This window comes from Flavobacterium adiutor, assembly GCF_048282555.1.
Lineage (GTDB): Bacteria > Bacteroidota > Bacteroidia > Flavobacteriales > Flavobacteriaceae > Flavobacterium.
In genome coordinates this window covers 2,707,293-2,733,097 of record NZ_CP182487.1, presented here as the reverse complement: position 1 = coordinate 2,733,097, position 25,805 = coordinate 2,707,293, and the positions used below count along the sequence as shown (strand labels likewise).

17 protein-coding genes are annotated in these 25,805 nt (G+C 32.5%); 1 reads left to right on the top strand and 16 read right to left on the bottom strand.

Annotation, left to right across the window (positions count from 1 at the left end):
- Positions 1–738 precede the first annotated feature (738 nt).
- Entirely contained in the window at positions 739–1,266 is a 528-nt protein-coding gene (locus ACNC7R_RS11510; RefSeq protein ID WP_417941232.1) for a hypothetical protein, read from the top strand.
- A gap of 141 nt (positions 1,267–1,407) precedes the next feature.
- On the opposite strand, the gene ACNC7R_RS11505 is transcribed toward ACNC7R_RS11510, so the two are convergent.
- From ACNC7R_RS11505 to ACNC7R_RS11430, 16 genes are all read right to left on the bottom strand, one after another.
- Entirely contained in the window at positions 1,408–1,557 is a 150-nt protein-coding gene (locus ACNC7R_RS11505) for a hypothetical protein (RefSeq protein ID WP_417941231.1), read from the bottom strand.
- 155 nt (positions 1,558–1,712) lie between these two features.
- Positions 1,713–3,782 (bottom strand): cytochrome c biogenesis protein CcdA, encoded by a 2,070-nt coding sequence (locus ACNC7R_RS11500; RefSeq protein ID WP_417941230.1) that lies wholly within the window; start codon positions 3,780–3,782, stop codon positions 1,713–1,715.
- A gap of 186 nt (positions 3,783–3,968) precedes the next feature.
- On the bottom strand, positions 3,969–5,363 hold the full coding sequence (locus ACNC7R_RS11495; protein ID WP_417941229.1) for an alpha/beta hydrolase family protein: 1,395 nt from the start codon (positions 5,361–5,363) through the stop codon (positions 3,969–3,971).
- Positions 5,364–5,383: 20 nt separating this feature from the next.
- Positions 5,384–7,387 carry a redoxin domain-containing protein gene (locus tag ACNC7R_RS11490; RefSeq protein WP_417941228.1) on the bottom strand — a complete coding sequence of 668 codons (2,004 nt, stop codon included), beginning with the start codon at positions 7,385–7,387 and terminating at the stop codon, positions 5,384–5,386.
- Between the two features lie 59 nt (positions 7,388–7,446).
- Positions 7,447–8,844, bottom strand: coding sequence for a RagB/SusD family nutrient uptake outer membrane protein (locus tag ACNC7R_RS11485; RefSeq protein ID WP_417941227.1), 1,398 nt, complete (start codon positions 8,842–8,844; stop codon positions 7,447–7,449).
- A gap of 9 nt (positions 8,845–8,853) precedes the next feature.
- On the bottom strand, positions 8,854–12,435 hold the full coding sequence (locus ACNC7R_RS11480; protein WP_417941226.1) for a SusC/RagA family TonB-linked outer membrane protein: 3,582 nt from the start codon (positions 12,433–12,435) through the stop codon (positions 8,854–8,856).
- Between the two features lie 100 nt (positions 12,436–12,535).
- The gene (locus ACNC7R_RS11475) at positions 12,536–13,732 is read right to left on the bottom strand and encodes a FecR family protein (protein ID WP_417941225.1); all 1,197 of its coding nucleotides are present in this window, start codon (positions 13,730–13,732) and stop codon (positions 12,536–12,538) included.
- A gap of 100 nt (positions 13,733–13,832) precedes the next feature.
- Positions 13,833–14,324 (bottom strand): RNA polymerase sigma-70 factor, encoded by a 492-nt coding sequence (locus ACNC7R_RS11470; protein WP_417943168.1) that lies wholly within the window; start codon positions 14,322–14,324, stop codon positions 13,833–13,835.
- 284 nt (positions 14,325–14,608) lie between these two features.
- A complete protein-coding gene (locus tag ACNC7R_RS11465) occupies positions 14,609–15,799 on the bottom strand; it encodes a glycosyltransferase family 2 protein (protein ID WP_417941224.1) in 1,191 nt (396 codons plus the stop codon).
- Between the two features lie 10 nt (positions 15,800–15,809).
- On the bottom strand, positions 15,810–17,009 hold the full coding sequence (locus ACNC7R_RS11460; RefSeq protein WP_417941223.1) for a glycosyltransferase: 1,200 nt from the start codon (positions 17,007–17,009) through the stop codon (positions 15,810–15,812).
- Positions 17,010–17,012: 3 nt separating this feature from the next.
- Positions 17,013–18,176, bottom strand: coding sequence for a glycosyltransferase family 4 protein (locus tag ACNC7R_RS11455; protein WP_417941222.1), 1,164 nt, complete (start codon positions 18,174–18,176; stop codon positions 17,013–17,015).
- Positions 18,177–18,285: 109 nt separating this feature from the next.
- A complete protein-coding gene (locus ACNC7R_RS11450) occupies positions 18,286–19,482 on the bottom strand; it encodes a glycosyltransferase (protein WP_417941221.1) in 1,197 nt (398 codons plus the stop codon).
- Positions 19,483–19,532: 50 nt separating this feature from the next.
- Positions 19,533–20,471 (bottom strand): phosphoribosyltransferase, encoded by a 939-nt coding sequence (locus tag ACNC7R_RS11445; protein WP_417941220.1) that lies wholly within the window; start codon positions 20,469–20,471, stop codon positions 19,533–19,535.
- Between the two features lie 66 nt (positions 20,472–20,537).
- Positions 20,538–22,019: an O-antigen ligase family protein gene (locus tag ACNC7R_RS11440; RefSeq protein WP_417941219.1), complete on the bottom strand. Its 1,482-nt coding sequence runs from the start codon at positions 22,017–22,019 to the stop codon at positions 20,538–20,540.
- Positions 22,020–22,021: 2 nt separating this feature from the next.
- Complete coding sequence (locus ACNC7R_RS11435) at positions 22,022–23,407, bottom strand: lipopolysaccharide biosynthesis protein (protein WP_417941218.1); 1,386 nt, start codon at positions 23,405–23,407, stop codon at positions 22,022–22,024.
- Positions 23,408–23,422: 15 nt separating this feature from the next.
- Positions 23,423–25,801 (bottom strand): exopolysaccharide transport family protein, encoded by a 2,379-nt coding sequence (locus ACNC7R_RS11430; RefSeq protein WP_417941217.1) that lies wholly within the window; start codon positions 25,799–25,801, stop codon positions 23,423–23,425.
- Positions 25,802–25,805: the final 4 nt, after the last annotated feature.

Genomic DNA, 25,805 nt, shown 5'->3' with positions numbered 1-25,805 from the left:
TCAATATGAAATTATCAGATTTTTATTATGATTTCAATACCGCTATAGCTTAATAAAACCCATTCTAAAATATCATTTCTTTATTATGATCCGTTTAAGAAAAAAATCTTCCGTATCCATTTTAAGATTGGTTTAAATTGCCAAAAATTCAAAGTTATACACAGATGTAGAGTCGCATCGTTTGGATATGATATTTTTTTATGCTTTTAGAGCCTGTTTAGATTTTATCTAATTGCTTTTTACGGCTTATTTTCCGCTATATTTCGTTAAATTTACTCAAAAATAAGTCTATTATTCTTTCAAAATTTGCCTCATCTATCGAAAAATAATCTCATAAAAATCTAAATATTTAAATTTTAAACAGGCTCTTAAAGTTATCTTTAAAAAAAATAAATTTGCTTTATCATGATTTACCTGTAAATCTAATTTATCATAGTGGCATGTCATTATAAAATGTTATGAACAAGCTTTTTTTAGATACAAAACAGATAAAAATTGGCTATGAGTTTTGTATCAAGAATTGATAAAGTTGTGTCGCATTTGTGTCCGAATCGAATGTGAGCCTTTAAGTATTTCAAAAGTTAACCAGTCGGCTTATTTTGTTTTACGGCGATCAAAAATGATTGTGTTGCTAAAATTTCCTAATAATAGAATTCCAGCCAGACTTTTTCTTAAGATCATTTAAAATATGTAACTTAGTGAATAAGAAATAATTTTACTTTTTAAATTAAGATCACAATGATAATCATAAGATATAGTATTTTTATAACGGCATTTCTATTTATAACAATGAGCTCCTGCCATTCATCAAATGCGACTGATTTCAAGGAATCTCTTGATCAATCGGAGCGGAAAGCCTTTAATATTATTGTTGGGAAAAAAGGATCAGGAGAAAAAAAACTAGAATATCTTCAAAAAGAGGATTATAAAAGTGCTATAAAGGCAGTGGATCAGCAGGCTATAGATTTTGATATTCTTATAGCAGATATCAGAAAGTTATCTACTGAAGATATTCCAGAAGGGCATTCGCTAAAAACTGCCTCTGTCGAATATTATCAATCACTTAAAGAACTTCATATATTTGATAAAAAAGAAATAGAGCAACAGGCACTTCTGAAAACAGTAAAGAATGATGAATTAGTGACTGCCCAAAATAAGCTGTTGGAACTGGCAAGACAAAAAAAACTACTGTATAATGCTGTATATAAAAAAGAAGCGCTGCTGCATAGTGCTACTGAACGTTTTAAGGCTGCCAATGGTATTTGACAAGCTATCTAAAATGTGCCATAGAGTTCAAAAGAAAAAGCTGCCTCACTTCTGAGACAGCCAGCTCTGGGTTTTTCAAGTTAGCAGTATAGCTTACTAATTCAAAATACTTCTTAAAAAAAAATGAAAAACCTATGAATATTAATATTGAGTTTTAGATTTCATAATGACTTCAACTGTACTTGGTTTTGCAAAAAACTCTTTAGCGAAAGCTTTTAAATCGGCTGCCGTTACTTCGTTTAAAGTTTTCATGTAGATTGCATCATCCTTAAAACTTTCATTGTTAAGCATTATGCTGGTTAAACTGTTTTATCAGAATTTATTTGCAAGTGCTTTTTCAGCTCTTCCTTTTAAAAGTGTATTTTTATGTGTTGAGAAACGAGTTTCTTTTATTAAAAAAAATCTATGTTTCTATGTGTTGAAAAACTATCCCCAACATTTTTTTATTATTTTTTAAAATTCCGAACGCCTTCCTGAAGCCATTTGTAATACGCATTGATATCTGGATTATAAGCCGATGGTTTATTCAAATCATTTTCCTGATGATCCATTAAAACATAATACGGCTGTGCATTGGTTTTGTATTTTAAAATCTGAAGTTCGCTCCACTTCTGTCCTGTATATTTCAAGACTTTCCCAGTGATTTTAGAAACTACCCGCTCTTCTTTTGGCAACGGTCTTTTGTCGTCTACGTATAAAGAAATCAGCACAACATCATTATTTAAAACATGTAAAACTTTAGAATCTGGCCAGACACGTTCTTCCATTTTACGGCAGTTTACACAGGCATAGCCAGTAAAATCAATCATTATGGGTTTGTTCACTTTTTTCGCGTAAGCTAAACCTTCGTCATAATCATGGAAAGTAGGAATTCCGTTTGGTCCGCTTTCTGCGCCTTCTGGCAATTGAGTCTTTTCTGTATTTTGAACTACACCATTACCAAAACCATTTGGTGACTCACTGTATTGTTTTGCTGGCGGAAATCCGCTAATGTATTGCAGAGGAGCTCCCCAAAGTCCTGGAATCATATATACTACAAATGACAACACTATAATTCCTAAACTTAATCTCCCCACAGAAATATGTGTAACTGGCGAATCATGCGACAACTGGATTTTTCCAAATAAATAAAAAGCTAACACCGAAAATAGGGCAATCCAAATGGCTAGAAATACTTCTCTTTCTAATAAATGTAATTGTAAAACTAAGTCGGCGTTGCTTAAGAATTTAAACGCCAAAGCCAATTCTAAAAAGCCTAAAACCACTTTAACCGAATTTAACCATCCGCCCGATTTTGGAAGCGAGTTCATCCAGCCTGGAAAAGCAGCAAACAAAGTAAACGGGAGAGCGATTGCTAATGAAAATCCAAGCATTCCGATAATTGGTGCAATTCCTGCCTCACTTGCAGCCTGAACTAATAAAGTTCCAACAATGGGTCCTGTACAGGAAAACGAAACCACGGCTAAGGCCAATGCCATAAAGAAAATGCCAAAAGCGCCTCCTATTTCAGATTTCTGATCTATTTTAGTCAGCCATGAACTTGGCAGAACAATTTCGAAAGCACCTAAAAATGATAAGGCAAAAACCAGTAAAAGCAAGAAAAATATAATATTGAAAACAACATTTGTTGCTAATGCGTTTAAGGCATCGGCACCAAAAATTGCGGTTACCAAACTTCCTAAAACCACATAAATTACAATAATAAAAATACCGTACATCATAGCATTTCTAATTCCTGCTGCTTTGGTTTTGCTTTGTTTGGTAAAGAAACTTACCGTCATTGGAATCATAGGAAATACACAAGGCGTAAACAAAGCTGCAAGACCTCCTAAAAAGCTGAAGAAAAATAAAGTCCAAAGGCTTTCTTCAGGCACTGTTTTTCCTGAAGCAGTTTCTGTAGAATTATTTAAAATTTGAGGAGTGTCTTTGCTGGCAATGTTGGCAGAATCTGTTGTGTTGTTTGTGGTATCCTGTTTAACAATTGATTCGTCTTTTGTAGACAAATCTTTATTTTTTTGTTCTGTTGCTGTATTTGCAGTTTCTTCGTTTTTTATTGGAGCATCCGATTTTTTAAAGACAAATTTCACTTCTTTTTCAGAAGGCGGAAGACAGCTGTTGTCATTACAAACCATAAAAAATACAGTGGCATCGATTGTAAAAGCGTCGTTTGTTTTTCGTTCAATATTTTGAGTGAAAATCGCTTTTTCTTCAAAAAATTTAATGCGCATTTGAAAAACAGGATCATCAACTTCATGACCTTTTGGCTCTATAACTGAACCTGTTTTTTTATAGCTCTTTGATGGCTGAAAAGTAAAGCTTGTCGGCGCAGGTCCGCCTTGCGGTACATTTTGTGAATATACGTGCCAACCTTTGTCAATCTTAGCAATAATTGACAATGTGTATTTGTTTTCTCCAATTTCTTTAATCGAAGTTGTAAATGAAACAGGATCGTAAATTTGGGCAGTAAGGTTACTTATCGCAAAGAAAAATGCGATAAAAGGGAATATTTTTTTCATGATGAAAATATTGATTTTAGATTTTAGACTTTGGACTAACAATTCTCATTTTTTGTCATCCTGACGAAGGAAGGATCTCCACAAGAAACTCCATACAGTAAATCGAAAATCTTTGTCGAATAACATGTGGAGATTCCTCGTTCCTCGGGCTGACAAACAGAACCTTTAAACTCTATTAAAAAAGTACTATTTTTTATAACGAGCCAAAATCCATTTTGAAATATCATCGAGAACTTCCGGGGCGAAAACTTCATCTAGTTCTTTGACTTCGCTTTGTGTACAAGTTTTGCAGTGCTGGTACATATGATTCAGGCCAGGATAAATCTTTGCTGTAAGATCTTTTGTTTTCAGGTATTTTTTGAATGAATTGATATTCTCTTCAGCTGGAACACTGATGTCTTTATCGCCGTTTGCCACCATTACCGGAATTGTAATTTTTGGCAGGTAATTTTCCGGATTGTAATGAATGCTGTAACGGTACCATTTTCTGTCAGCATCTTTTCCGTAACGATACAGGAAATCCTTGTCCCGTCCGTCCCACAGATGTATTTCTTTTAATGTTGTCGAATCCTGCTTTTGCATCCATTCTTTCAACTTTACTTCCATTACAGGCTGCGCAGATTCCCCGTCTTTTGTATCGTAAACAACCTTAAACATGATGTTGTACATTTCCATGTGTTTCGCCACCACTTTATCCGAAAAATTATAACTTTTAAGAATGGCAGTATTTTGAAGATTCAGCATTTCCAGTCCGCTTACTCCTACTCCGGATAAACTGATCATGAATTTTACGTCTTTGTTTCCCGAACTCACAATTGAGGCAATCATTCCGCCTTCGCTGTGACCGATTAAACCAATATGCGAAGCGTCGATATTTTTATCTGTTTTTAAATAGGCAATCTGCTCCTCAATATCATCAGCAAAATCGCCGGTTGTTGACTCTTTAAAGTTTCCAGATGTTTTGCCAATTCCTCTATCATCAACACGAAGCGATGCGATTCCTTTGCGGGCTAATTCATCAGTCAGAACCGTAAAAAATTGTCTGCCTGCATAGGTATAATTTCTTTCATGCTGACCTGTTCCTGAGATTAAAATTGCCAGCGGATATTTCTTTTTATTCTTCGGAATTGTTAAGGTTGCTCCGTAGGTTAATTTGGTCTTTTTGCCAAGAAAAGTCATATCAATAACCTGATACGGATATGGCTTTTTGGGATGTTGTGGAAAATAAACGGGCTGTATTTCTTTTTCTTTTTTTAAGACAATGGCTGTATTTGGAATTGAATAGTAGTTAAAAATTCCTGAAATAGCACTTTTATTACCGTTGTATTTTCCTTTAAAAGAGAAACCGTATATTTCATTTTTAAAAAATATACTGTCTCCTTTTATGGTTGTAACTACTTTTTTATTAATTTCTAATTCGGGCAAATTGACACTTAGGGAATCTGTTTTATATTTTGCCAAATCTCCTGATAAAATAATGCGGTACGAATGATGCTGTCCCTGCCAGATAGTTTGGGCAAAACTATACTGGCCGGTCATCAGTAAGAAACTTAAGAATCCGTAAAGGATGCTTTTTCTCATTAAATTAAATAAGACTCTCATTATTTTTTCTCCGACTTTAAATATTCAACAATGATTGAAATTTCGTCTAATAATTCACTTGGGCTTCCGAAATAACCGTTTGACATCCAGCGTAATCTTCCGTTTGCATCGATAATCATTTTCTCCGGAATTCCAGAAAATTTAAATGCTTTTGAATATTGCTCATACGCTACATCCATTTTTCCCGTTTTGGGATTTTTTCCGTCGTAAAGCACATTAAAATCAAATCCTTTTTCTTTGATGAAGGCCTGGGTTTGTTCTTTATAATCTTTGATATATTCTTGTGTATCTACAAAATAGAATTTTATATTCGGGTCATTTTTGTATTTGTCAACTGCCATCTTCATTCCCGGCATAGCATTTTTACAAGGCCCGCACCACATTGCCCAGAAATCTAATACTACGATTTTTCCTTTCTGATCTGCCAGTTTTACCCTTCCTCCTTTGCTGCTTTCTAAATCAAAACCTGCAATTGGAAGGTTAATTAATTCTGAAATTACTTTCTTTTTATGTTCTTCTATATTACTAAGAGATTTCAAAGATTCTAAGTAGGCATCAAACCCTGCAGCTGCTCCGCCTTCTTTTAAATAAATTTCTTTTAATGAAGCTAAAATTTCAGGTGTTACCTGATTTTGTTTTACCGCAAGTGCCATGTAGTTTTTAGCATCTGCTGTTTGCCCTTTTCTCAATAACATTCTTGTATAAACCTCGTTGTAAGTCGCATCGTTATAACCAAACAGAGGCTTAATTTTTGCTAAATATTTTTCTTCGAGATCATAATTTTTTGTTTTTTCTGCTAAATGGGCATACGTAAAATATTCTCTGGCCAGCATTTGCAAAGCCTGTTGTTTCCATTCATTTAAGGATAATTTTCCTTCATACATTTTTGGAACAAATGTTAGTCTGTTTTCCAATTCTCCCATAATTATATCGGCATATTTTTTTAATGTTTCGATTGAAGATTTTTCGATCCCGTCATGGTCTCTGTTAAAAGGAATAGATACTAAATGCCAGTGGTAATCTAATAAGTTGCCAAAAGAAACGGTTTTTACACTATTTAAAGCATAATTGTAATCTTTGTTATTTACGATATAACCGTAAACAATCGATTTAACCATTTTATCATAATACAAACTTTCTAAATCTGTGTAAACATCTTCAAATTTGTTTTGTGGAAAGTTTTTTTCGAAATCGGTAAACATTTTTACTTTTTTAGCAAAATCAACTTCCCTGGTTATTTCCTGAATCTGTCTGTCTCTTGCTAAAACTCCATAAGGATATTTCGTTACCAAAACCTTTTGTACAGAATCAATAAATACTTTATCTTTTGTATTTTCTAATAAATTCAATGTTTTTTGAACATCATATTGTGTGGTATGATCAAGATTGGTATCTGTTAATAAACTGCGCAATTCTTTCTTAATAGCTACAGATTCGTCTTTTCCTGATGCTAGTTTTTTTAATTTTAATCCATAATAAAAAATCTTTTTACGGCTTTCCGGATGATATTGCAATTCATAGTTAATCCACATTAAACCAACCTGATCTGCAATATAAGCACTGTCATGCACCACATTGGGTACTTCATTCTCAAAAGCTTTGCTTCTTAAAATTCCCCAGCCTGTATATGATCCGGGAACTTGAGCAAACATATATGCATGTGGAAATTTTTCGCCTTTGTCTACAATGGTATCCGATTTAAAGACACAGTTAATAAACGAAGCGTGACTGGAAAGTTTTATTTTGGTTTCCCATTTTTTATCTCCTGATGGTTTTAATGTAATATCGTTTGCAATCCATTTAAAATTATCAAAAGTATACACTACCCCATTTATATGCATAGCATTGGCAAGTGGACCATTTGCAGTGTTATATGTTATGGTAATTTCATCACCGGGATTTGGGTGTTCCGGAGAAAGCACAAGTTTTTGCATCGGTGCATCTTGAGCCAATAAAGCCGTTGTGATACTAAAAAAGAATAGTATCAGTTTTAATTTTTTCATTTTTTTTTGAATTGAGTGCACTCAAAAGAAATCTGAGTGCACATTTTTAATTAACCTGATTATGGATTTTGTTGTAAGTCTGGAGCGTACTCAAAATAGATTGAGGCAAAAGGCAATTGATAGCGATCACTGTTTGGGGCAAGTGTAAACGTTTGTCCTGCAAAAGCATGCGTAATGGTTTTGGCAAATTCAGGTTCTTTGTTTAATCGTTTCAAATCAAACCATCTAAAACCGCCTGTTCCCATTAATTCTCTTCTTCTTTCTGCCAAAACTTTAATCAAAGCATCTTTACTGTCTGTTGCGGTTAAAGCCACATATTCTCCAGTTCTGAATCTTTTTTGTCTTAATTTATTGATTTCTGCTATTGCCTGATCTCCTGCTCCTGCTCTCGCCAGACACTCGGCTTTAATAAGCATCATTTCCGGAACTGTTGGACCGGCATTTCTGCTTTCACCTGTAAGACCTTCTTTAGAATAAGATCGTCCTATGGTATAATCAAAATTAAAGTTACTGGAGGGTTGTGTAAATAACACATAACGCAAATCGTTGGTATCAAACAAATTGATTAGTTCATTGCTTAACGATAGTAATTGAGGTGCATAAGTGTAAGTTCCATATCCATTCCACTTTGATAATATCAATTCTTTGTCGAGTTTTCTTGATGGATAAGCTTCAAATTCATAATCTTCAAGATTGTTCAGTGTATTTTGTAAGGCCAGTGCTTTTTCTGCATTTTCTAAAGCCAATGGGTAGTTACGCATATACAAATACGTTCTTGACAAAAGTGCATAAGCTGCTGCTCTGGAAGGAAATGCTACATTATTTCCGGAATTAATTGGTTTTAACCCTGAATTAACAGCGTCATTAAGATCGCTAATAATCACATCGTAAGCCTCCTGAACAGAAGTTCTTTTAATGTTATCAGATACTGTTGGCGTTGTAAACAATACAATTCCGGGATCTGTTGCTGAAGTTGAGGCATCATAGGCTTTTCCAAAAGTATTCACTAATGTTAAAAAGATAAAGGCACGGTGAACTTCTGCTTCTCCTTTTAAGGCTGCTTTTTCGGCTTCTGTTCCATTTGTGCTTTTCATTACTTCATTGATTACGATATTGATATTGTATAATGCGTTGTACAGATTCTCCATATCATAATCTCTTTCCCCTTCAAAATAGATTTTATCTGCCCACTTATACAAATTAACAAAAGGTCGGTAATAATCGGTTGATGTTAATGCGCTGGTTTGTGCCTCATTTTGAAAACTTATATCATCTGATGCAACATCGATATTGCCATAAGCTTTGTCTAATGTGGAAGTGTTGTTTAAAAGATATCGGTAGTTTTGGGTTTCCTCCGGTATTAATTTTCCTTCGGTCTTAATATCAACGTAGTTATCACAGCTTAAAACGATTGCTCCTACTGCAGCAATTGTGATGTATTTTAAATATTTTTTCATCTTTAAAAATTAAAAATTAAGATTTAAACCAATTGAATAAATGGCTATTGCCGGCAGTTTCATATTAGTTCCGGTATAAGGTAAAAAATCAGGATCTAAACCGTCTTTGTTTTTTCTCCAGAAGAATCCAAGATTTCTGGCTGTAAAGGCTATAGAAGCACCTGTTATAACACCTCTGTTAATTAAGCTGTTCAAATCATATTTAAGTGAAAGCTCTCTAAAACGAATATGATCTCCTTCTATAATTTGGTCCTCTCCAAACATATACCTCACATAACTAAACCCGGCTGAACCCTGAATTCCCGGTACAGAAGTCGTAGCTTCATCTCCCGGATTTCTCCATCTTTGATCTATATCGCTATTTAAATCGTATTGGTTAAATCTTCCTTGTCTGTTTACGTAACCTCCATACGTTGGTTTAAATAATACATAATCAAATTTGTAAGTAGCCAGGATATACAATGACAATTTTTTATAATTAAAAGTGTGACTGAAACTTCCGTAATATGAAGGAATATTGGTCCCCATATATTTCATGTCTTTAATATCTTTTAGAGAAGTAAAAGAATTTACAATATTACCTGCTTTATCATAAATCAGGGTTCTTCCTGTTGCATCCAATCCGGCTGATCTAAATGCAAATACACTGTTTAAAGCATATCCTTCAATAGGCGGTGTTGTTCCTGAACCGTTCAGATACTGACTGTAATTTTTAAAACGAGAATCGGTAATATCTGTTTCATTGAAAGAAACTACAAGAGCTGAATTCCATGAGAAATCTTTAGTTTTAAGAACAATTCCGTTTAAACTTAAATCAATTCCGTGTCCTTGTAAAGTTGCCGCATTTTGTACCAGCGAATTATTTGATACACCGTAAAATGCTGACACCGGGAACTCTACAATTAAATCTTTACTGTTTTTTTTATAATATTCAACTGTACCGCCTAATCTGTTATTTAATATCGAAAAATCAACTCCTAAATTTAAGATTGCTGTTTTTTCCCAGCGCAAATTAGGATTTGCCGGCTGCGAAATAAAAGCATAAGGCTGCTGCGAAAAGGAATCTAAATTGCTTAAACTGATATTGGTAAAAGGAAAAACATTTAAATTGATATTTCCGTTAAATCCGTAACTCGCCCTCAAATTCAAACTATTAACCAGATTCACATTTTTAAGAAAAGATTCGTCTTTAATATTCCATTTTGCTCCGGTTGACCATAATGGCGTTCTTCTTAGTTTTTTATCTACTCCAAAATTGTTGTAGTCGTCCAAACGTGCACTTCCGGTAAGGGTATATCTGTTTTTGAATGTATAACCGGCATTTGCATAATACGATAAAAAACGTCTTTTAAAATCTTTATGCTCATTTCCATTGCTCAAAGTATAGTTGTAACCGTTTACATCTACATAGTTTTGTGAAGGTAAATCGACAGATGTCTGCGTTTTTGGGTTATAACCGTAAAGTGTTCGTGAATCCTGAGTTTCTCTCGTTTCCCTTGCTTCTATACCACCAATAGCATTAATCAAATGGTCTTCGCCAATAATACCGTCATAGTTTAGTTGTCCTCGCATAGTAGAACTGCTTTTTCCAAATTCATTACTTTGAAAAATTCCTCCGTTTGGAATCGCTCTTACTAAATCACCATTATTGTTTATTGATGTAGCCGAGTTAATTCTGTCACGTGTATAATACGTATTTTCGTTATACATATTATCATTTGACGAAGTTGAAGTTTCTATAGAATAAGTTCCAACAGCATCCAGACCTTTTAATAAAGGAACTGTTGCAGAAACAGTAGCTCCAAAATTTTGCTCGTTTACCTCATTATCTTTATTCTTCAATTCATCAATATAATTATAAGTCCATGGTAAATATCCTGCCTGCTCCAACGGAATGGTTTGCCCTGCATAATAATGACGGTAATAATCAACCGACTTACCATCATCATCAATAATCTGATTATAAGGTAATAGAGTAGTTGCTGAAATTCCTAAAGGAGAAAGTCCTAGTCCATTTTCGTTATATTTAAAAATAGAACCTCTTAAGTTAGTTGTCATTTTTAGATAATTAAACAGCTTAAAATCCTGATTAGATAATAATGTCAAACGCTGTCCGTCGTTTCCTTTTGACTGTGTTTCTTCTTTAGAATAGGATCCTGACATGAAATAAGAATAATCATTTTCTGCTCCGCTAAATGACAAATCATAATTTTGACTTGTTGAAGCCTGCAAGAAATATTTTTCTGCCTGACCATACGTATTACGGTTACGTAAAACATCTAAACCTGCATTTCTCTGAGCCTCTGTTATTTGACCTCGTTTGTATTGAAACATCAAATCCATTCCCTGGCTAACAGGAGAAGTAAGCATATAGGTTACATTTGCAGGATCTGTTACCAAATTTTTATTTACAAATTCCTGCTCCAGATTTAAAACCTGAGAAGAATTCATAAGCGGTAATTTAGATAAAGAAGGTTTGTTTGAAAAAGAATAATTTTGAGAAAAATTAATTCTTGTCTGACCCGATTTTCCTTTTTTGGTGTCAATGACCATAACTCCGTTTGCTGCTCTTGCCCCGTAAATAGAAGCCGCTGCCGCATCTTTGAGGAAAGTAATTTTCTCTATGTCATTTGGATTTATCGTTCTGATATCTAATTCTGTAGGCGTTCCATCAAGTACAATTAAAGGCATTTCGTTGGAATCAATGGTAGATTTTCCTCTAATGGAAATATTATAAGCTGTTTTTTCAGATTCTGAGCCAAATTTTCTTCCATAGACAAATGTATTATCTGAATCTAATAAATCTAACTGAAGACCTGCAACCTGCCCTTCTAATCTATGCAGTACATTGTTCACAGGTACTTTTTCTAAATCTTTGGCACTAATTACCGCAATAGATCCTGTAGAACGCTCTCTGTCAATTTTTTGATATCCTGTTGATACGATTTTTACTTCATCCAGTTTACTTACATCTTCCAGCATGATGGGATTGATAATCAAACTGTCTGAAACTGTAATTTCTAGTTTTTTGTATCCTAAATATTCAAAAACAAGAACATCGCCTTTTTTAGCCATAATTTCATAGGAACCATCAAAATTGGTGACAGCACCTTTTTTAGTACCTTTTACCCAAACAGTTGCACCAATTAAATATTCTTTTTTTGCATTAGTTACAACTCCTTTTATTTTTACGTTTTCTTCTAATGTGGAAGCAGTTATGGATTTTACTTTTGGATTTAATACAATAACAATCAGCTTGTTATTTACAAACTCTGCTTTGTAATTATCACCAATCAGTTCTTTAATAACAGCCATAACATCGGCTTTGTTTACAGAAATATCTACTCTTCTCTGTGCATCAAAAACGTCATCACTATAGAAAAATTCAACATTGGTTTTTCTTGTAATAGTCTTTAAAACGGCAGATACAGATTGGTTTCTTGCGTTTATAGTAACTTTTTGCGAGTAAGCAAAAGCGACTATATTGAAAAGAAATATCGATAATATTAGGGACTTCTTCATTAGGTTAAGAAATTTATCCCAAAGCGTGGATTTTCCTCCACAATCTTTTGCGGATAGGTTTTTTTTCATACTTTTAAATGTTTTGGTTGGTTAATTGATTTCGAACTCTTTTTTTCGACTGAACAAATACTTGCCGGGAAATACTGCAATATTTTCCGGTTTTCTTTTTTTACTTACTTACGGTTACTTCATACGTTTGGTTTACTTTGGTTATTTTATATTTAATATTGGATGTTTTACTAATTATATCGAGAAAATGGTCAACTGGTTCCTCTTTTAAAACAATTCCTGTGAACTTAATCTGCCCTAATGCTTTTTGTTCGAATTTGACATTAAAATTGTACCATCTTGCCATCTTGTTTAAAATGTTTTTCAGATTTTCATTTTCGAAATAAAATTTGCCATCTTTCCAGGCTGTGTAAACAGATGGATCAACTTCTGCAACATTTAAAGTATTATTGCGAAGGCGTGCTTGTTGTCCGGGTATCAATGTAACCGATTGGTTTTCTTTATTTGTTTCTGAAACTTTTACTTTTCCTTCAGCAAGTGTGGCTTCAAAATTTTTGTCTTCTTCATAAGCACTCACATTAAAATGAGTTCCTAAAACAGTAACATCGCCAGATTTTGTTTTTACTGTAAATGGAATGTGTGGATTTTTGCTAACTTCAAAATAAGCTTCTCCTTCTAAAGTTACTTTACGCGTATTCCCGCTAAACTCAACAGGATATTTTAAAGTAGATTTGGAGTTTAACCAAACTTTTGTTCCGTCTGAAAGACTAACTGCATAAATACCGCCAACCGGAACGATCAGCGTATTTTCTCCTGTTGAAACTTTTCCGTTGAGTGCTTTGGCATCATAAACCAAAACCTGATTTACATTGGAGATTATACCGTTTTTAGAAACAATTTTTTCTTTTTTAGGTTCTAAAGAAACGGTAGTTCCATCTGCCAATACTAAAGTAGGACTGTTGTACTTTGGCTCAATACTTTTTACTACAACTTCTTGGCTCTTCGAACTTGAATCATTATTCATATAAAAGAAAACAGAAGTGATTCCAGCAAAAAATAAAATTACAGCTGCGTATTTGAGTACTTTTTTATAATTAAAAAGAGAAATTACGGGCGAATATTCAAAACCTATTTTGTGTTTAATTCTCTGAAATGCAGCATCTGTATCTACAGCTGTGTAAAATCTTTCTTTTGACCTGAAAGTTTCTAAATCAATAACTTTCTGATAATATTCCTGATTTTCGGGAACAGAAAGCCATTCCTGCAAAAGGGCATTTTCTTCAATGGATAATTCCCCTGTAAGCAGTTCTTTTCTTATAAGAGCAGCGATTATGATTTCTTTCTTTCCTTGAGGCATGTTTTTTGACATTAAGTATCGGTTATTAACATTTTAAGTGAATGTTATATAACTAAGAGTACGAAACTTCAAAAATGGGTGGAAAGATTTTTGATTTTTTTTAAAGAAAAAGCAAAATAAATAAAAGTTCGGAGTGATTTTTAAGTTTTTCCTTCAATAATTCTATAGCACGTGAGCGCTGAGACTTTACTGTATTGACAGAAATATTAAGCTGTTCGGCAATATCTTTGTATTTCATTCCTTCTAAACAAGAAAGTTCAAAAACCTCTTTGCATTTATCTGGCAATGAATTTAAAGCCTCCATTAAAGTCGAATATAATTCTTCTTCCAGAATATTAAAATCAAAATCGGTTGTTTCATCAGAAAGTTTATGATCCAATTCTAATGCCTTTTGTTCTTTTTTCAAAATCAAAAGAGAACCATTTCGAACCATGGTGTACAAATAGGATTTAACATCAACTATCTTTTCAAATTTTAATCGATTTTCCCAAAGCTGCAACATAACATTTTCAACAACTTCTTCAGCTAAAAAATTGTCTTTTACAAAACCAAAACTATAACTCACGAGTCTTGGATACAAAGAATAAAACAGTTCTTTGTAATATGCTTCATTAATTCTGGTATTTTGTTTTTCTAAGCTAATTTTTGTACTCTTAACATTTACACAAATATAAATTTTATATCAATAAAACATTATGATTACAATACAATTATGAAGATTTATTGAGTTTTGCCTCATTTATCATAATTAAATGTAAGAATTTGAGTAGTTTTAAAGTTAGGTTACTAATTTATTACTTACCGGTCGATACTCTGTATTTATTTTTAAGGAGTTTCAAATTCTAAAGACAAAATTTATTTCTAAATGCGATAGAATTAACTTGCCCGTTTAGCCCTTTCCCAGTTTACGGATTGCGATTTTTTTAAATACCTCAAAAATCCTAATATCACACATAAATTCATAATGAAAAAATAATAAGGAACAAATAGAATTTTAATCCTTGTTTCTCTGTTTTCTAAAAACCAGCCTAACAAAGCAGCTGCATAGAAAAAAAGCTGCATCCAAAATAATATAGAATAAAATCCAAAGGATATGATGCCTTCATCAAATGCTAAAATAGATAAAACAGGAATTAGAAGAATTAGGCATAAAGGTGTTAGACTCCAACGTAAAACGCGATGAGAAATGTATTGAAATGAGAGTGTTCCATATTTAAAAATATTCAATAAGGAGCGTAATCTTACAATAGACTGAATACCGCCGGCAGAGATCCTAATTTTACGTTTAAACTCTTCTTTTACACTTGCCGAAGCTGTTTCAATTGCATACGCCTCTGGATCATATTGTATAGTATATCCTTCTTGTGCGACTCGTAATGATATGATGAAGTCGTCAAGCAGCGTATCCTTTTCAACATGACGGTATAATTGCGTTCTAATTGCAAAAAGTTCTCCGGCTGCACCAACAACAGAATATAATTCGGCATCCCATTTTTTTAATGCCGATTCGTATTTCCAGTAAATTCCTTCACCTGCACCAGAAGCTACATCACTTTCTTTATCAACAATGCGTTTTTCTCCGGAGACACAGCCTACAGCAGGATTACTAAAAAGATTCACGATGCGTCTAACTGATTCTTTCCCCAGATTGGTATTGGCATCACTAAATATTACAATGGGTGTTTTTACAAATTGCATACCCCGATTCATAGCCCCAATTTTTCCATTTCTTTCGTCTAAGTGATAAACCGTTGTATTAGGATAGCCCTCCAATAAATGGGGAGTTCCATCATCAGAACCATCTGTAACCCAAATAATGTTTAATTTTTCTTTTGGATATTCAAGTTCTAAGGTATTTTTCATTTTTGCTGCTACATACTCTTTTTCATTATAGGCAGCTATGAACAATGTCACTTCGGGTTCATAATCAGGATCAGTCTTTGCTTTTTTTCCTAGCTTAAAAAAACGTCTTATTTTGATAATCAGGAATAATAAAATTCCATATCCAACATAGGTATAAACAATGATAAACAATAGAAACCAGAATATAATTTTTAATACTGTCATTGCTTTTAATTTAAGATGAATACTTGTTGTTAATTATTTTTTCGAGAACATTTCCAAATTGAACCATTCTGCTTTCCCAGGAATTAAACTTTGCAAATTCTATTCTCTCTTTAATTAATAAGTCATTATCGTGTTTTAGTTCATTTTCAATATATGATTTAAAAAGAGTTTTATTTTCTGCTGATTTAACTATTGCTTTAAACTCGGTTAAATTGGCGAAAGCAGTCATAACCACCGGAACTCCAACTGCTAAATATTCATTGATTTTTAATGGATATATGTTTTTATTAACCTCATCCATTTTATAAGGTATAATTCCTAAATCATATTTTGATAATAATTCAGGAACCTGATGTGCTTTTACCGATTTAAAAAAAGCAACATTGTCATACTTCGATAAGCTTTCTTTTATATTCTGGTTTAGCAAATAGCCCGTAAATTCAAACTGAACCTGAGGTAATTCCTGAATTACATATTCCATAATATCTATGTCAAACCTAAAATCTAAGGTTCCTATATAGCCTACTTTTTTTTGCGCTGAAGGACTTGAAACGTTTTTTTTGGCATGTGGTTCAAATAATTTGAAATCAACACCATTTTTAACTACATAGCTTTGTGCATTTAATTTATGTTTTTCAGCATTTAAATAATCCGATGTTGTTATAATGCCATCTACTTGCTTGCAAAATTGTTCTTCAATACTATAAATCCTTGATTTATGTCTTTGTGTATCCATCCCGTCGTAGCAGTAATAAACATTTAAATATTCATTCAGTTTACCAATCATTGGCAAACCGTACATTGGGTTATATGCTGTGATGATAATTGGATTGTCCAACTTTAATTTCTTTATTGTTTTACGAAGCTGATTTTTATAAATCAATACATTGATACTAAAAAACTTTTTAAAAATGGATTCATTTTTTATAAAATCTACAGGTAAAACAGGAGGCATAACTAAATGTTTGACAATTGCACCGCTATCTGTTTTCTCTTCTATGATTCTTTTTTTCAAGCCTAACATTCTCGATACTTGCGCTCTTTGTTTCCCTAACAATGACATTACAACATCTTTGACTGTAAAAGGGTATTCAACAAAAACGATGGTGTTTTTCTCTGCTAAAAGTGATAACAATTGTACCGTAGATTTAGTAAACTCACCGTGCCAGGTAGTTTGAGAAATGCAAATAATATTTTTACCTTCAATCATGATCTATTGTTTTTTTGAATGCTCTAAATGGATTAATTCATAAAGCTTTAGATACTCTTTTGCCATATTTTTCCAGGAAAATTGTTTACTACGCTTCATTCCTTTATCGCAAAGAGATTTTCTGTACGATTCGTTATTTAATATTTCAATAATTCCCTGAGTAATTTCTACTGGATAAAACGGATTAATAATATGGGCAGCATCTTCAGCTATTTCAGGCATCGATGACGTATTTGATGTAATAACAGGCACATTACACGACATAGCTTCCAGCATTGGAATCCCAAAACTTTCTCTGAGTGATGGATATAAAAAGACGTCACATTGCGAATAAATAGCTGGTAAATCCGTATTAATTACATAACCTGTTAAAATAATATGATGGATAAGATTAGTATCCTCAATTTCGTTCAAAAGGATATTGAGTTCCGTTTTATCATAATCAAGCATTACAAGTTTATGATTAGATCCAGTTTGCTTCAAAAAATCTGAAAAAGCTTTGAGGACTCCTTTCGTATTTTTTTTAGGATCAGTATTACCAAGAAAAAAAAAATATTTATCGGGTAAATTGTATTTCTCCTTCACTTGCTGCAGTTCTTCTTTATCGGTAACAGGTTTAAAATGTTCGCTTACCCCATTATAAATAGCATCCAATTTTTCATCGCCTTTAATTCCAAAGAATTCCCCAATTCTGTTTTTCTCAAAATGGGATACTGTAACCACTTTTTTACTCCTTTGCACAACACGTGGCACGACTAGTTTTCTATATATATTTCCAAACTTTTGATAGGTACTTGCACTACTTTTAAGTATTTTTAAATAACTGCTTTCCATATAAATAATATCGTGAAGAATCGTAATCAAAGGAATAGAAGTGAAAAAAGGTGCTGTATTACTTGTACAATGCAATACATCGCAGCCATATTTTTTTGCAGCTTTTGGCAATGCTATTTGTTCCCATATAGGATATGGTCCGCCATTTAATTCAATAATCTTAAAGTTTGTAGTTTCTTTAAGAACAGAACGATCTTCATCTGGTTTTATAAAAATAAAATATTCATTTTCGTGATCCAGATCCTGCAGATTCTTGATGAGCTCTAAAGCTACCATGTCCATACCATGCTTTTTTTTTCGGAAAAGTCGCTGACCTTCTATACCTATTTTCATAATGCTCTTTTTTAGATTGATTGCTTTCACATCCAGATAAAATTGAGATGCAATTATTTATAATTTCATTTTTACATTTCTGAACTAATTATGTTTTTATAGTATAATTTCAAGTTTGTTTTTTTGAACTTGACGTATGCTGCGTATGAATAAAAGTTTTATTTGCTCCTTTTATTTTTAACAAAGACAACATCATCATAAACATTCCTTTTGGCAAACTCATTAATGCTTTTAATGTTTTTAAATTGTAAAAAGATTTTGGCACCGAGAAAACAAAAGCCATTACGCAGGACATTACTAAGAAAATCCAATAATTAGAATAAGGATTTTGATCGCCTAAAAAGTAATTAGCTGTTACAAAAGTAATAGTGCATAGTATAACAGCTCCTAAGAGTAATATTCTGGGTGGTTGTATAAATTGAATTGCCTTATCAAAATAATCAATATTACCTTTCAAAAGTAAATCTTTACAGGCACTTAAAATATCTTTCCTAAAGTAATGTAATTGTGCAGAGAGCCAACGACGGCGCTGATTACCAAATGCTTCAGATTTTTGTATCTTTTCATCAAAAACGACAGCATCATTTAGATAGACAATTTTGTACCCCTCTTTAAGCATTTTGAGTTCTATTTCCTTATCAAATCCCCCAACAGCAGTAACTGTTGCCATAAGTTTTTTAAAATAATGGTACTTAAAAGCCATTCCAGAACCTATTATTGCAGATGATAATCCTAAAACCCGGTGTCCTTTCCTAAAAATGTTATTGTTTATTTCTTCGCTAATGGCATCAAGAACAGCCCAGGAATTGTTCATGTTCTTTGCTGTACGATGGCCTTGAACCGCAATAAAACCATATTCAAAAGCAGCATTTACTTTCTTCAAAAAATCATTATTCATAATATTATCAGCATCCAAAATAACTGCAATATCATAATCAGTTTCTAGTACATCCATCGCTTTATTTAAGGCTTTAGATTTTGTACTCTTTTCAAAACTTACCTCAATAACTATTATAGGTAAAGTCTTTAATGCTAAAATTGTTTCCTTTTGAAAAGAATCGGCTATAATTACAATATCATAAAAATCTGACGGATAGTCTTGCTGCAAAGCTGCATTTGCAACTTCAATAATTACTTCATCTTCTTTATATCCCGGAATAAGAACTGCTATTTTTTTTATATTCTCATTATCAGCATATTTTTTTTGTTCATAAAATAAGCTTGCTACGGAGAATATTAAAATATATAAAGTTGCCAAACCCAAAAGGCTTAATAAAACAATTTGTATGATATGAAATACTAGCATAATGTATTTTATAATTAAAACCGTTAGGGATCAAGATTAATTAATTTCTGTTATTTAAATTTTCTTACTATATCTCTTATTTTTAGAGCGTATTTTCTAAGAAAAGGCAAATGCTTACCACTTTTAAGATTATACAGAAATGATTCCGATTCAAATATCATTTCGAAATTCTCTGTACACAAGACAGGTTTTTTTGTTAACCTGTTTATTTCTAAAGCCTGATGATAATCACTTTCTATAAACAATACGTAAGGTTTGGCCAGATAAGCTTTTGCTTTATGTTCACCATGATTGTTAGCGCGCTGTCTTGCTGCCATGTTTGGTAAATCCAGCATCACTAACTCATTATATTTGATTTTGTTTGCAGCTAACCAAGTTTCTGTTTCTTTGCGGTATTTTTCTAAACGGGATGTTACAATTGTTCCAATTTTGCTTCCCGGAATAAACAATGGCGGAGCATTTAAAATAAAATCAGTATATTTTTCACCATCATCATTTTGTTCTGGCAAAGGATCTGCACATAGCACACCATCTATATCAAAGCATGCCTTTTCTAAAGTTGTATGATTGAGGATGTTCCACTGAAAATATCTGGGTAAGGGTACAATTTCAAAAAAATGATCAACCATTTTTTCTTTACCCGGAATTACATAAACAGCACAATATTTTATATTGAATTTCCCATTGAGATGTTTTAAACTTTCTTTAACCTCAGCCATGGCAGAACCTGAAGCAATACTATCATCAACCACAAGTACGTTTTTAAATTCTGAAATATCAAAAAACTGGCTCCTGGCGCCTGCTTTATAAATATGCCCATTCAAAAATGAATGGATATCGGTATAAGGTCTATTAAGATACAATGCTAATAAATTTGCTGGAAGCATGCCACTCCTAGGGACACCAACAATCAAATCAAAATTACGCGGAATTACACTTAATCTTTTAAGTATAATATTATTTAGGTCTTTTACATTTCTGTAATACATAGTGCTAAGTTTAAGAATTACTATTTGTGATATGTATCTTCTAAATTACTTTGAATGGTTAAGCGTTTATTGTTTAAGTAATTTGGCTTGATTTTCTTCTATTTCCTTTTCATAAACATCAGAATTTAAAACAATTGCCATTGTTGCATAGATTAATAAAGCAGTTGGCATCTGGCCCAAAACGGCATTTCCATAAGAAGCAATCATAATACCACTCATACCTGCAATAAGTGAAGCCATCTTAAATTTCAACATTGGATCTCGAATTTTAAACATTACTCTTAATGAAGCTTTTATCATGACATAAAAAAGAATGCCTAAATGCAGCATTAATCCAACAATACCCTGCTCGACCCATATTAAGACATACCAGCTATCGGTAGCCACGTTGGATAAAAAAGCATTTGGCAGGTATTTTTGAGCTTTGGTACCTCCATGACCAATACCTCCGCCAAACGGTCTTGACGCTAAATAATTTTTGAGTATTTTTTGATTATCAAGCCTTACCTGCAAAGAGGCATCATTTGGATCAAAGGCCGTTCGCATTCTTCGTACCTGAGCATTCCCCTGAGCAATAGTTGTGTATTTGAAGAAGATAAAAACGATCGCTAAAAATGCAACGCCAATGATAATAACTTTTACATTTTTACTTAAAACAAAATAGGTCATAAAACCAACTATAGGTACACTCAAAGCACCTCGTGTACCTGATATGACCATTCCATAAATTCCTAAAAGGCCTACAAAGATGAAAAATATTTTTCTCAGTTTCTTTTGCTGTGACATTGCGTAAATCAGAAAAACAACTCCAGTATACCCTTGATTTGCACCAAATTGACCAGCATCACTATAAAACGAAAAAACTCTAAGTTTACCAAACAAAACATGTGTTTTGTAACTTCCTTCATTTAACCATTCTTGTTCTGCTCCATCTACTCCAAGAGTCATTTGCATGATTCCTTTTAATGTTGCCAGTATCGAAAACACAGCCCATATGTAAAAAAAATAGCTGAGTCTATTTTCGTTCTTTATAAATATAAAGGTTAGCGGTATGAATAAAAATGGATAGAAAGCGATTCCTCTTCCTGAAATCCAGGCCTGAATACTTCTTGCTTCTGGGTTGACTAATTCAAAAATAGAATATCCCAGCCATAGTATTGATAAAAATGTAATATCTCTTTTAGCAGGAGTCCAATCAATTCGGGTTTTGAACTGATTCATAAATAATGCTAAATAAGTCAGGACAAGTATTCCATCAATTGCAAAACCTAATGGCAGCCCTTTTACATATCTTCCTATGCCAATTATGACAAAGTTTAATCCAATTGCAGTATAATATCCTAGAACAGGATAGCAAAATAAATAATATAAAAAGACAGATCCAAAAATGATAGCTAATAGCAGTCCAATTCCAATAATACCTAATTTTACTATAATTAGAGCAGAAATTGACATGATACTAAATAGCATAATCAAATTCCCTGTTTTAGAGATATTCAAGGAGCCAGAAAAGTTTTCAAATGGATTTATGTCATTATATTCACTCATTATCAAAAATTATTTTCAATTTTTACACATTTTTTATAACGATTATGTGTCACCTTATTAAAAATAGAGATATAAAACTTTATACCACTTCTAAAAATTTCTTTGAATGAGAGGGATAACTCTTGATTGATAAAGTACATCCCCACCCAAATACCAATAATGGTAAATAAAATTGAAGCAATTGCTACAAAAATTAAAGATTTAAATATAAAAATAGCCACCAAGTCCCCAATTATGTTAGCAATTACCATAACAAATACCTTGACGGCATTGATTTTTGGTTTATTGATGCTGTCCAAACCAACTCCAGTCATTCTATCAATAGGCAATAATAAACCGTAAATGGAAAATACCCGAACAATATCTACTACATTAAATCCTGTTATGGGATCTGTTTTTAAGAATTGATTTCCACTTATGAGTATAACAAAGAATTCAGCAAATACAAATGTGAATAAACTTATTGCCACAAAAAGATAAGTCAAGGCTCCTGAATAGGTGTAAAATAGACTTTTAACTTCATTAATTTGATTGTGTAAACTAGCTTTAGACATCTTTGGAAAGGCTGTAGCAACAAAGCTGCGTAAAGGTATTTGTTGTAATTCAGTTAGTTTTAAAGGGATACTATAAAGAGCCACTGTAGCACTTCCTAATGGACTTAGACTAATAATTAAAGTATCTACGCTTCGCAATAAATTAGTTCCTATAAGTGTAAATGTCGTGTATTTACCAAAATTTAATAAGGTCTTGTTGGTTTCTACACTTGCTTTATTAATGAGGATAATTCCATCCCAGCCCAGAATAAAACTGATAATTGATGTGATTGCATTTACTATAATTAGGCCTATAACTAATTGGTTTAGACTTAAATTTAATATTAAAAAATGTATTAGGATTATTAAAAAAAAACAACCGCTGTTTATGGCTTTAAGTGCCAAAATTTGCTTGTATTTTCTATCAGCCTGCAATACTACTAAAGCGATATTCCAGGGAAGATTTAAAAATGCCAGCAACGGATACCAGCTAAAAAATATAGTATATCCAGAATTTTGAATTGCCTCCGGAAATAATAATTTAAAAACAACTAAAATTAATGTAACTAAAATTGTAGCACCTAAGCTTATTAGTGCGTTAGAACCAATTAGTTTAACTCTCAATGAATCATCGGCTCCGGAAAGATAACGTATCAAACCGGTATTCGTTATACCAAATCTAAACATTTCTACAAATGAACCAGCTGCCATAAACAAAACCCATTCACCAAATACTTCTAAAGATAAACTTCTGGCAAGCAAAGCGAAACCACCAATGCCTAAAATAGCAATGACAATATTTCCTGATAAGGACAGGAAATTATCTTCGTTTACTATTTTTTTGAGTGTTTTCATCTGTTCTGTAGTTAATTAAATTTGGCTTTTAGAAAAAAATTGAAATTTGAACATTGCTTTTATTTTTTTTCTGAAAACACTTCTTGTTTTTGGCAGATCTCCTAAAACCGATTCGATTTCATTTAGATCAACACCATTCACGATTACATTAATTTTTGAAGCAGATGTGGCTAATAAATTACTTACAGCCAATTGATCTGCATCAGACCATACTCTGTTTGATCTGCATACAAGAATGCCTAAATCTGCATACGTTATCAATTCAGCCGGATAATTGTAATTAATAAGAGAAGGTAATTCTATAATTACAAAGTCCGGAGTATAATTTAATGTAATATTATTTTGCTCTAAAATGTCGGTATACTTTTTAGCATTATAGAACGAACTATTCATAGCGTATGAATGATATTCTGAATCATCAAGGTAATCAGAAACATCAGCCAAAAAAGGATTATTAAGATCTATGCGTGGATCTGGATAACCTAAAATTTTAGTAATAAATGAAAATTTTCTTTGTTGTTTAATAGGTTTTTGTTTTGTATCATAGTTTAGAAATACTATTTTCTTCCCTTCTTGCTTCAATGTTCTGGCAATATTACCTGCTAAAACGGTTTTCCCTTCCATCTTATGAGTACTGAACACGACTATCGTTTTTACTTTTTTCTCAGAGGTATGATAACCAAAGTATTGCAATATATTTTGAGTAATTATCTCAATTAGTCTTTTTTGGATGAAATCTAGATTTACACTTCCAGGATCTAATATTATTTTAGGCATCATACCTAACGATTTTAGTCCTAATTGCTTGCTTGCTCTTCCAGCATTCTTTATAGTATCATCAAAATACTCCATCAGCAAAATAATTCCCAGAGTTAAAATACCGCCTAAAAAAGCTGCACCAACAATGAGCAGTCCTCTTTTAGTTGGATTGGCCGATAAGGGATAAAAAGGAGGGTCAATAGATTTTATGTTAGAAGACATCTCATTGTCTTGTAGTTTTAGTTTAGCCAAATTTAATCCGTGTAGTAATTCTAAATACCCTTGTTCTGAAACTGAAATTTCCCGTTCTAATCTCTTTATAGTAGCACCTGCTGGTGCATAAGTAGCATATTGTTCTTGAAAATCCTTATTTTGTTTATCCATTACCTTTATTTTGGCCTTAAGGTTTTCAGACTCAACAACTGTATTCATCCAGTCTGGAAGTGTTTTTGTTAATGGGACACCATCAATAGTATTATTATGGCTGTATATTTCATCGACACTCTTTTTGATTTCATTATTTAAAGATTCTTTTTCTTTTTTTAAAGTATTGATATTAGATAAAATATTTTCACTTGCATTTGATTCTAAATTTGCTTCGTTGAGTGCAATTTGATAGTTAAGGTATCCTAGTAATTTCTTTTTTTCAAGAATCTTATTAGTTTCATTTTGAATGTAGTCTTGTACATTTAACTTTTCTTCAATTTTTTTAGTTGATGCCTCTGTGCCGGCTAGTTGAGCTTTTTTATTGTTATAATCAACCTCCATATCTTCTTTGACAACTGCTACAGCCTTACTTTGTTCATAATAGTTTATAATTTTGTTAGCCTTATTAAATTCAAGAAGTTTATCTTCAGCTAGTTTTAAATCATTATTTGCCATAGCAAGTTGCTGTTGAAAGTATTTAACTACAGCATCTGATCTGTTTTCTTTTATATTTTTATAATTTTTTATGCAAACTGCATTATAAATTTCAAGTGTTTGCTGACAAATACCGGGATCATCGACTGTATAAGTCATCTTTATCAAATCGCTGCTATTGATGCGAATAGCCTGGATACTTGATAAAGCTTTAATAGAGTAATGTTTGTCATTTTCATAATTAAGCAGCTCATAAATATAGTTATCGTTACTGCTTTTCATTAATTTCATTAATCGATTGACTGTCTTTTCGTAATTGTATCTATTAATTTCGGGTGGAATCGGACTATTAACGGCTAAACTATCCGTTTTAAAATTTTTATTATTGGCACCCTTTTCAATGTAATTATAAATCTCTTTTGGCACTTTTAATTTTAACTCATCAAACATTTTTTTTGAGATATACTTTGGATTAGCCTTAGGTAACATAAGATGTGTAGCTAATAATCGTACAGCTACTTCTTCTTGAGTCTCTCTTGAATTAATAATATTGATTAAATTGTCAAAAGCGGTATTAGTAGCGAAATAATTGAATGCTTTATCCATTTCAATTGAAGAACCTGTCGCGAGTCCCGTATAAAGAACCGTTTGAGATGTGTATTCAAAATTAGGTTTATTAGTAAGAATAAGGACTAATAAAGCAAGAGATAAAGGTACTATAATCAAAAGTACCAAGTGTCTTAATATTAGTCTTATGAAATCAATTATTTTCATCTAT

Coding starts and splice junctions, on each gene's coding strand:
- ACNC7R_RS11430 (WP_417941217.1), bottom strand. CDS start 25,801: ATGAAAATAATTGATTTCATAAGACTAATATTAAGACACTTGGTACTT.
- ACNC7R_RS11450 (WP_417941221.1), bottom strand. CDS start 19,482: ATGCTAGTATTTCATATCATACAAATTGTTTTATTAAGCCTTTTGGGT.
- ACNC7R_RS11465 (WP_417941224.1), bottom strand. CDS start 15,799: ATGACAGTATTAAAAATTATATTCTGGTTTCTATTGTTTATCATTGTT.
- ACNC7R_RS11510 (WP_417941232.1), top strand. CDS start 739: ATGATAATCATAAGATATAGTATTTTTATAACGGCATTTCTATTTATA.
- ACNC7R_RS11500 (WP_417941230.1), bottom strand. CDS start 3,782: ATGAAAAAAATATTCCCTTTTATCGCATTTTTCTTTGCGATAAGTAAC.
- ACNC7R_RS11485 (WP_417941227.1), bottom strand. CDS start 8,844: ATGAAAAAATATTTAAAATACATCACAATTGCTGCAGTAGGAGCAATC.
- ACNC7R_RS11460 (WP_417941223.1), bottom strand. CDS start 17,009: ATGATTGAAGGTAAAAATATTATTTGCATTTCTCAAACTACCTGGCAC.
- ACNC7R_RS11455 (WP_417941222.1), bottom strand. CDS start 18,176: ATGAAAATAGGTATAGAAGGTCAGCGACTTTTCCGAAAAAAAAAGCAT.
- ACNC7R_RS11480 (WP_417941226.1), bottom strand. CDS start 12,435: ATGAAAAAAAACCTATCCGCAAAAGATTGTGGAGGAAAATCCACGCTT.
- ACNC7R_RS11505 (WP_417941231.1), bottom strand. CDS start 1,557: ATGCTTAACAATGAAAGTTTTAAGGATGATGCAATCTACATGAAAACT.
- ACNC7R_RS11490 (WP_417941228.1), bottom strand. CDS start 7,387: ATGAAAAAATTAAAACTGATACTATTCTTTTTTAGTATCACAACGGCT.
- ACNC7R_RS11440 (WP_417941219.1), bottom strand. CDS start 22,019: ATGAGTGAATATAATGACATAAATCCATTTGAAAACTTTTCTGGCTCC.
- ACNC7R_RS11445 (WP_417941220.1), bottom strand. CDS start 20,471: ATGTATTACAGAAATGTAAAAGACCTAAATAATATTATACTTAAAAGA.
- ACNC7R_RS11495 (WP_417941229.1), bottom strand. CDS start 5,363: ATGAGAAAAAGCATCCTTTACGGATTCTTAAGTTTCTTACTGATGACC.
- ACNC7R_RS11475 (WP_417941225.1), bottom strand. CDS start 13,732: ATGCCTCAAGGAAAGAAAGAAATCATAATCGCTGCTCTTATAAGAAAA.
- ACNC7R_RS11435 (WP_417941218.1), bottom strand. CDS start 23,407: ATGAAAACACTCAAAAAAATAGTAAACGAAGATAATTTCCTGTCCTTA.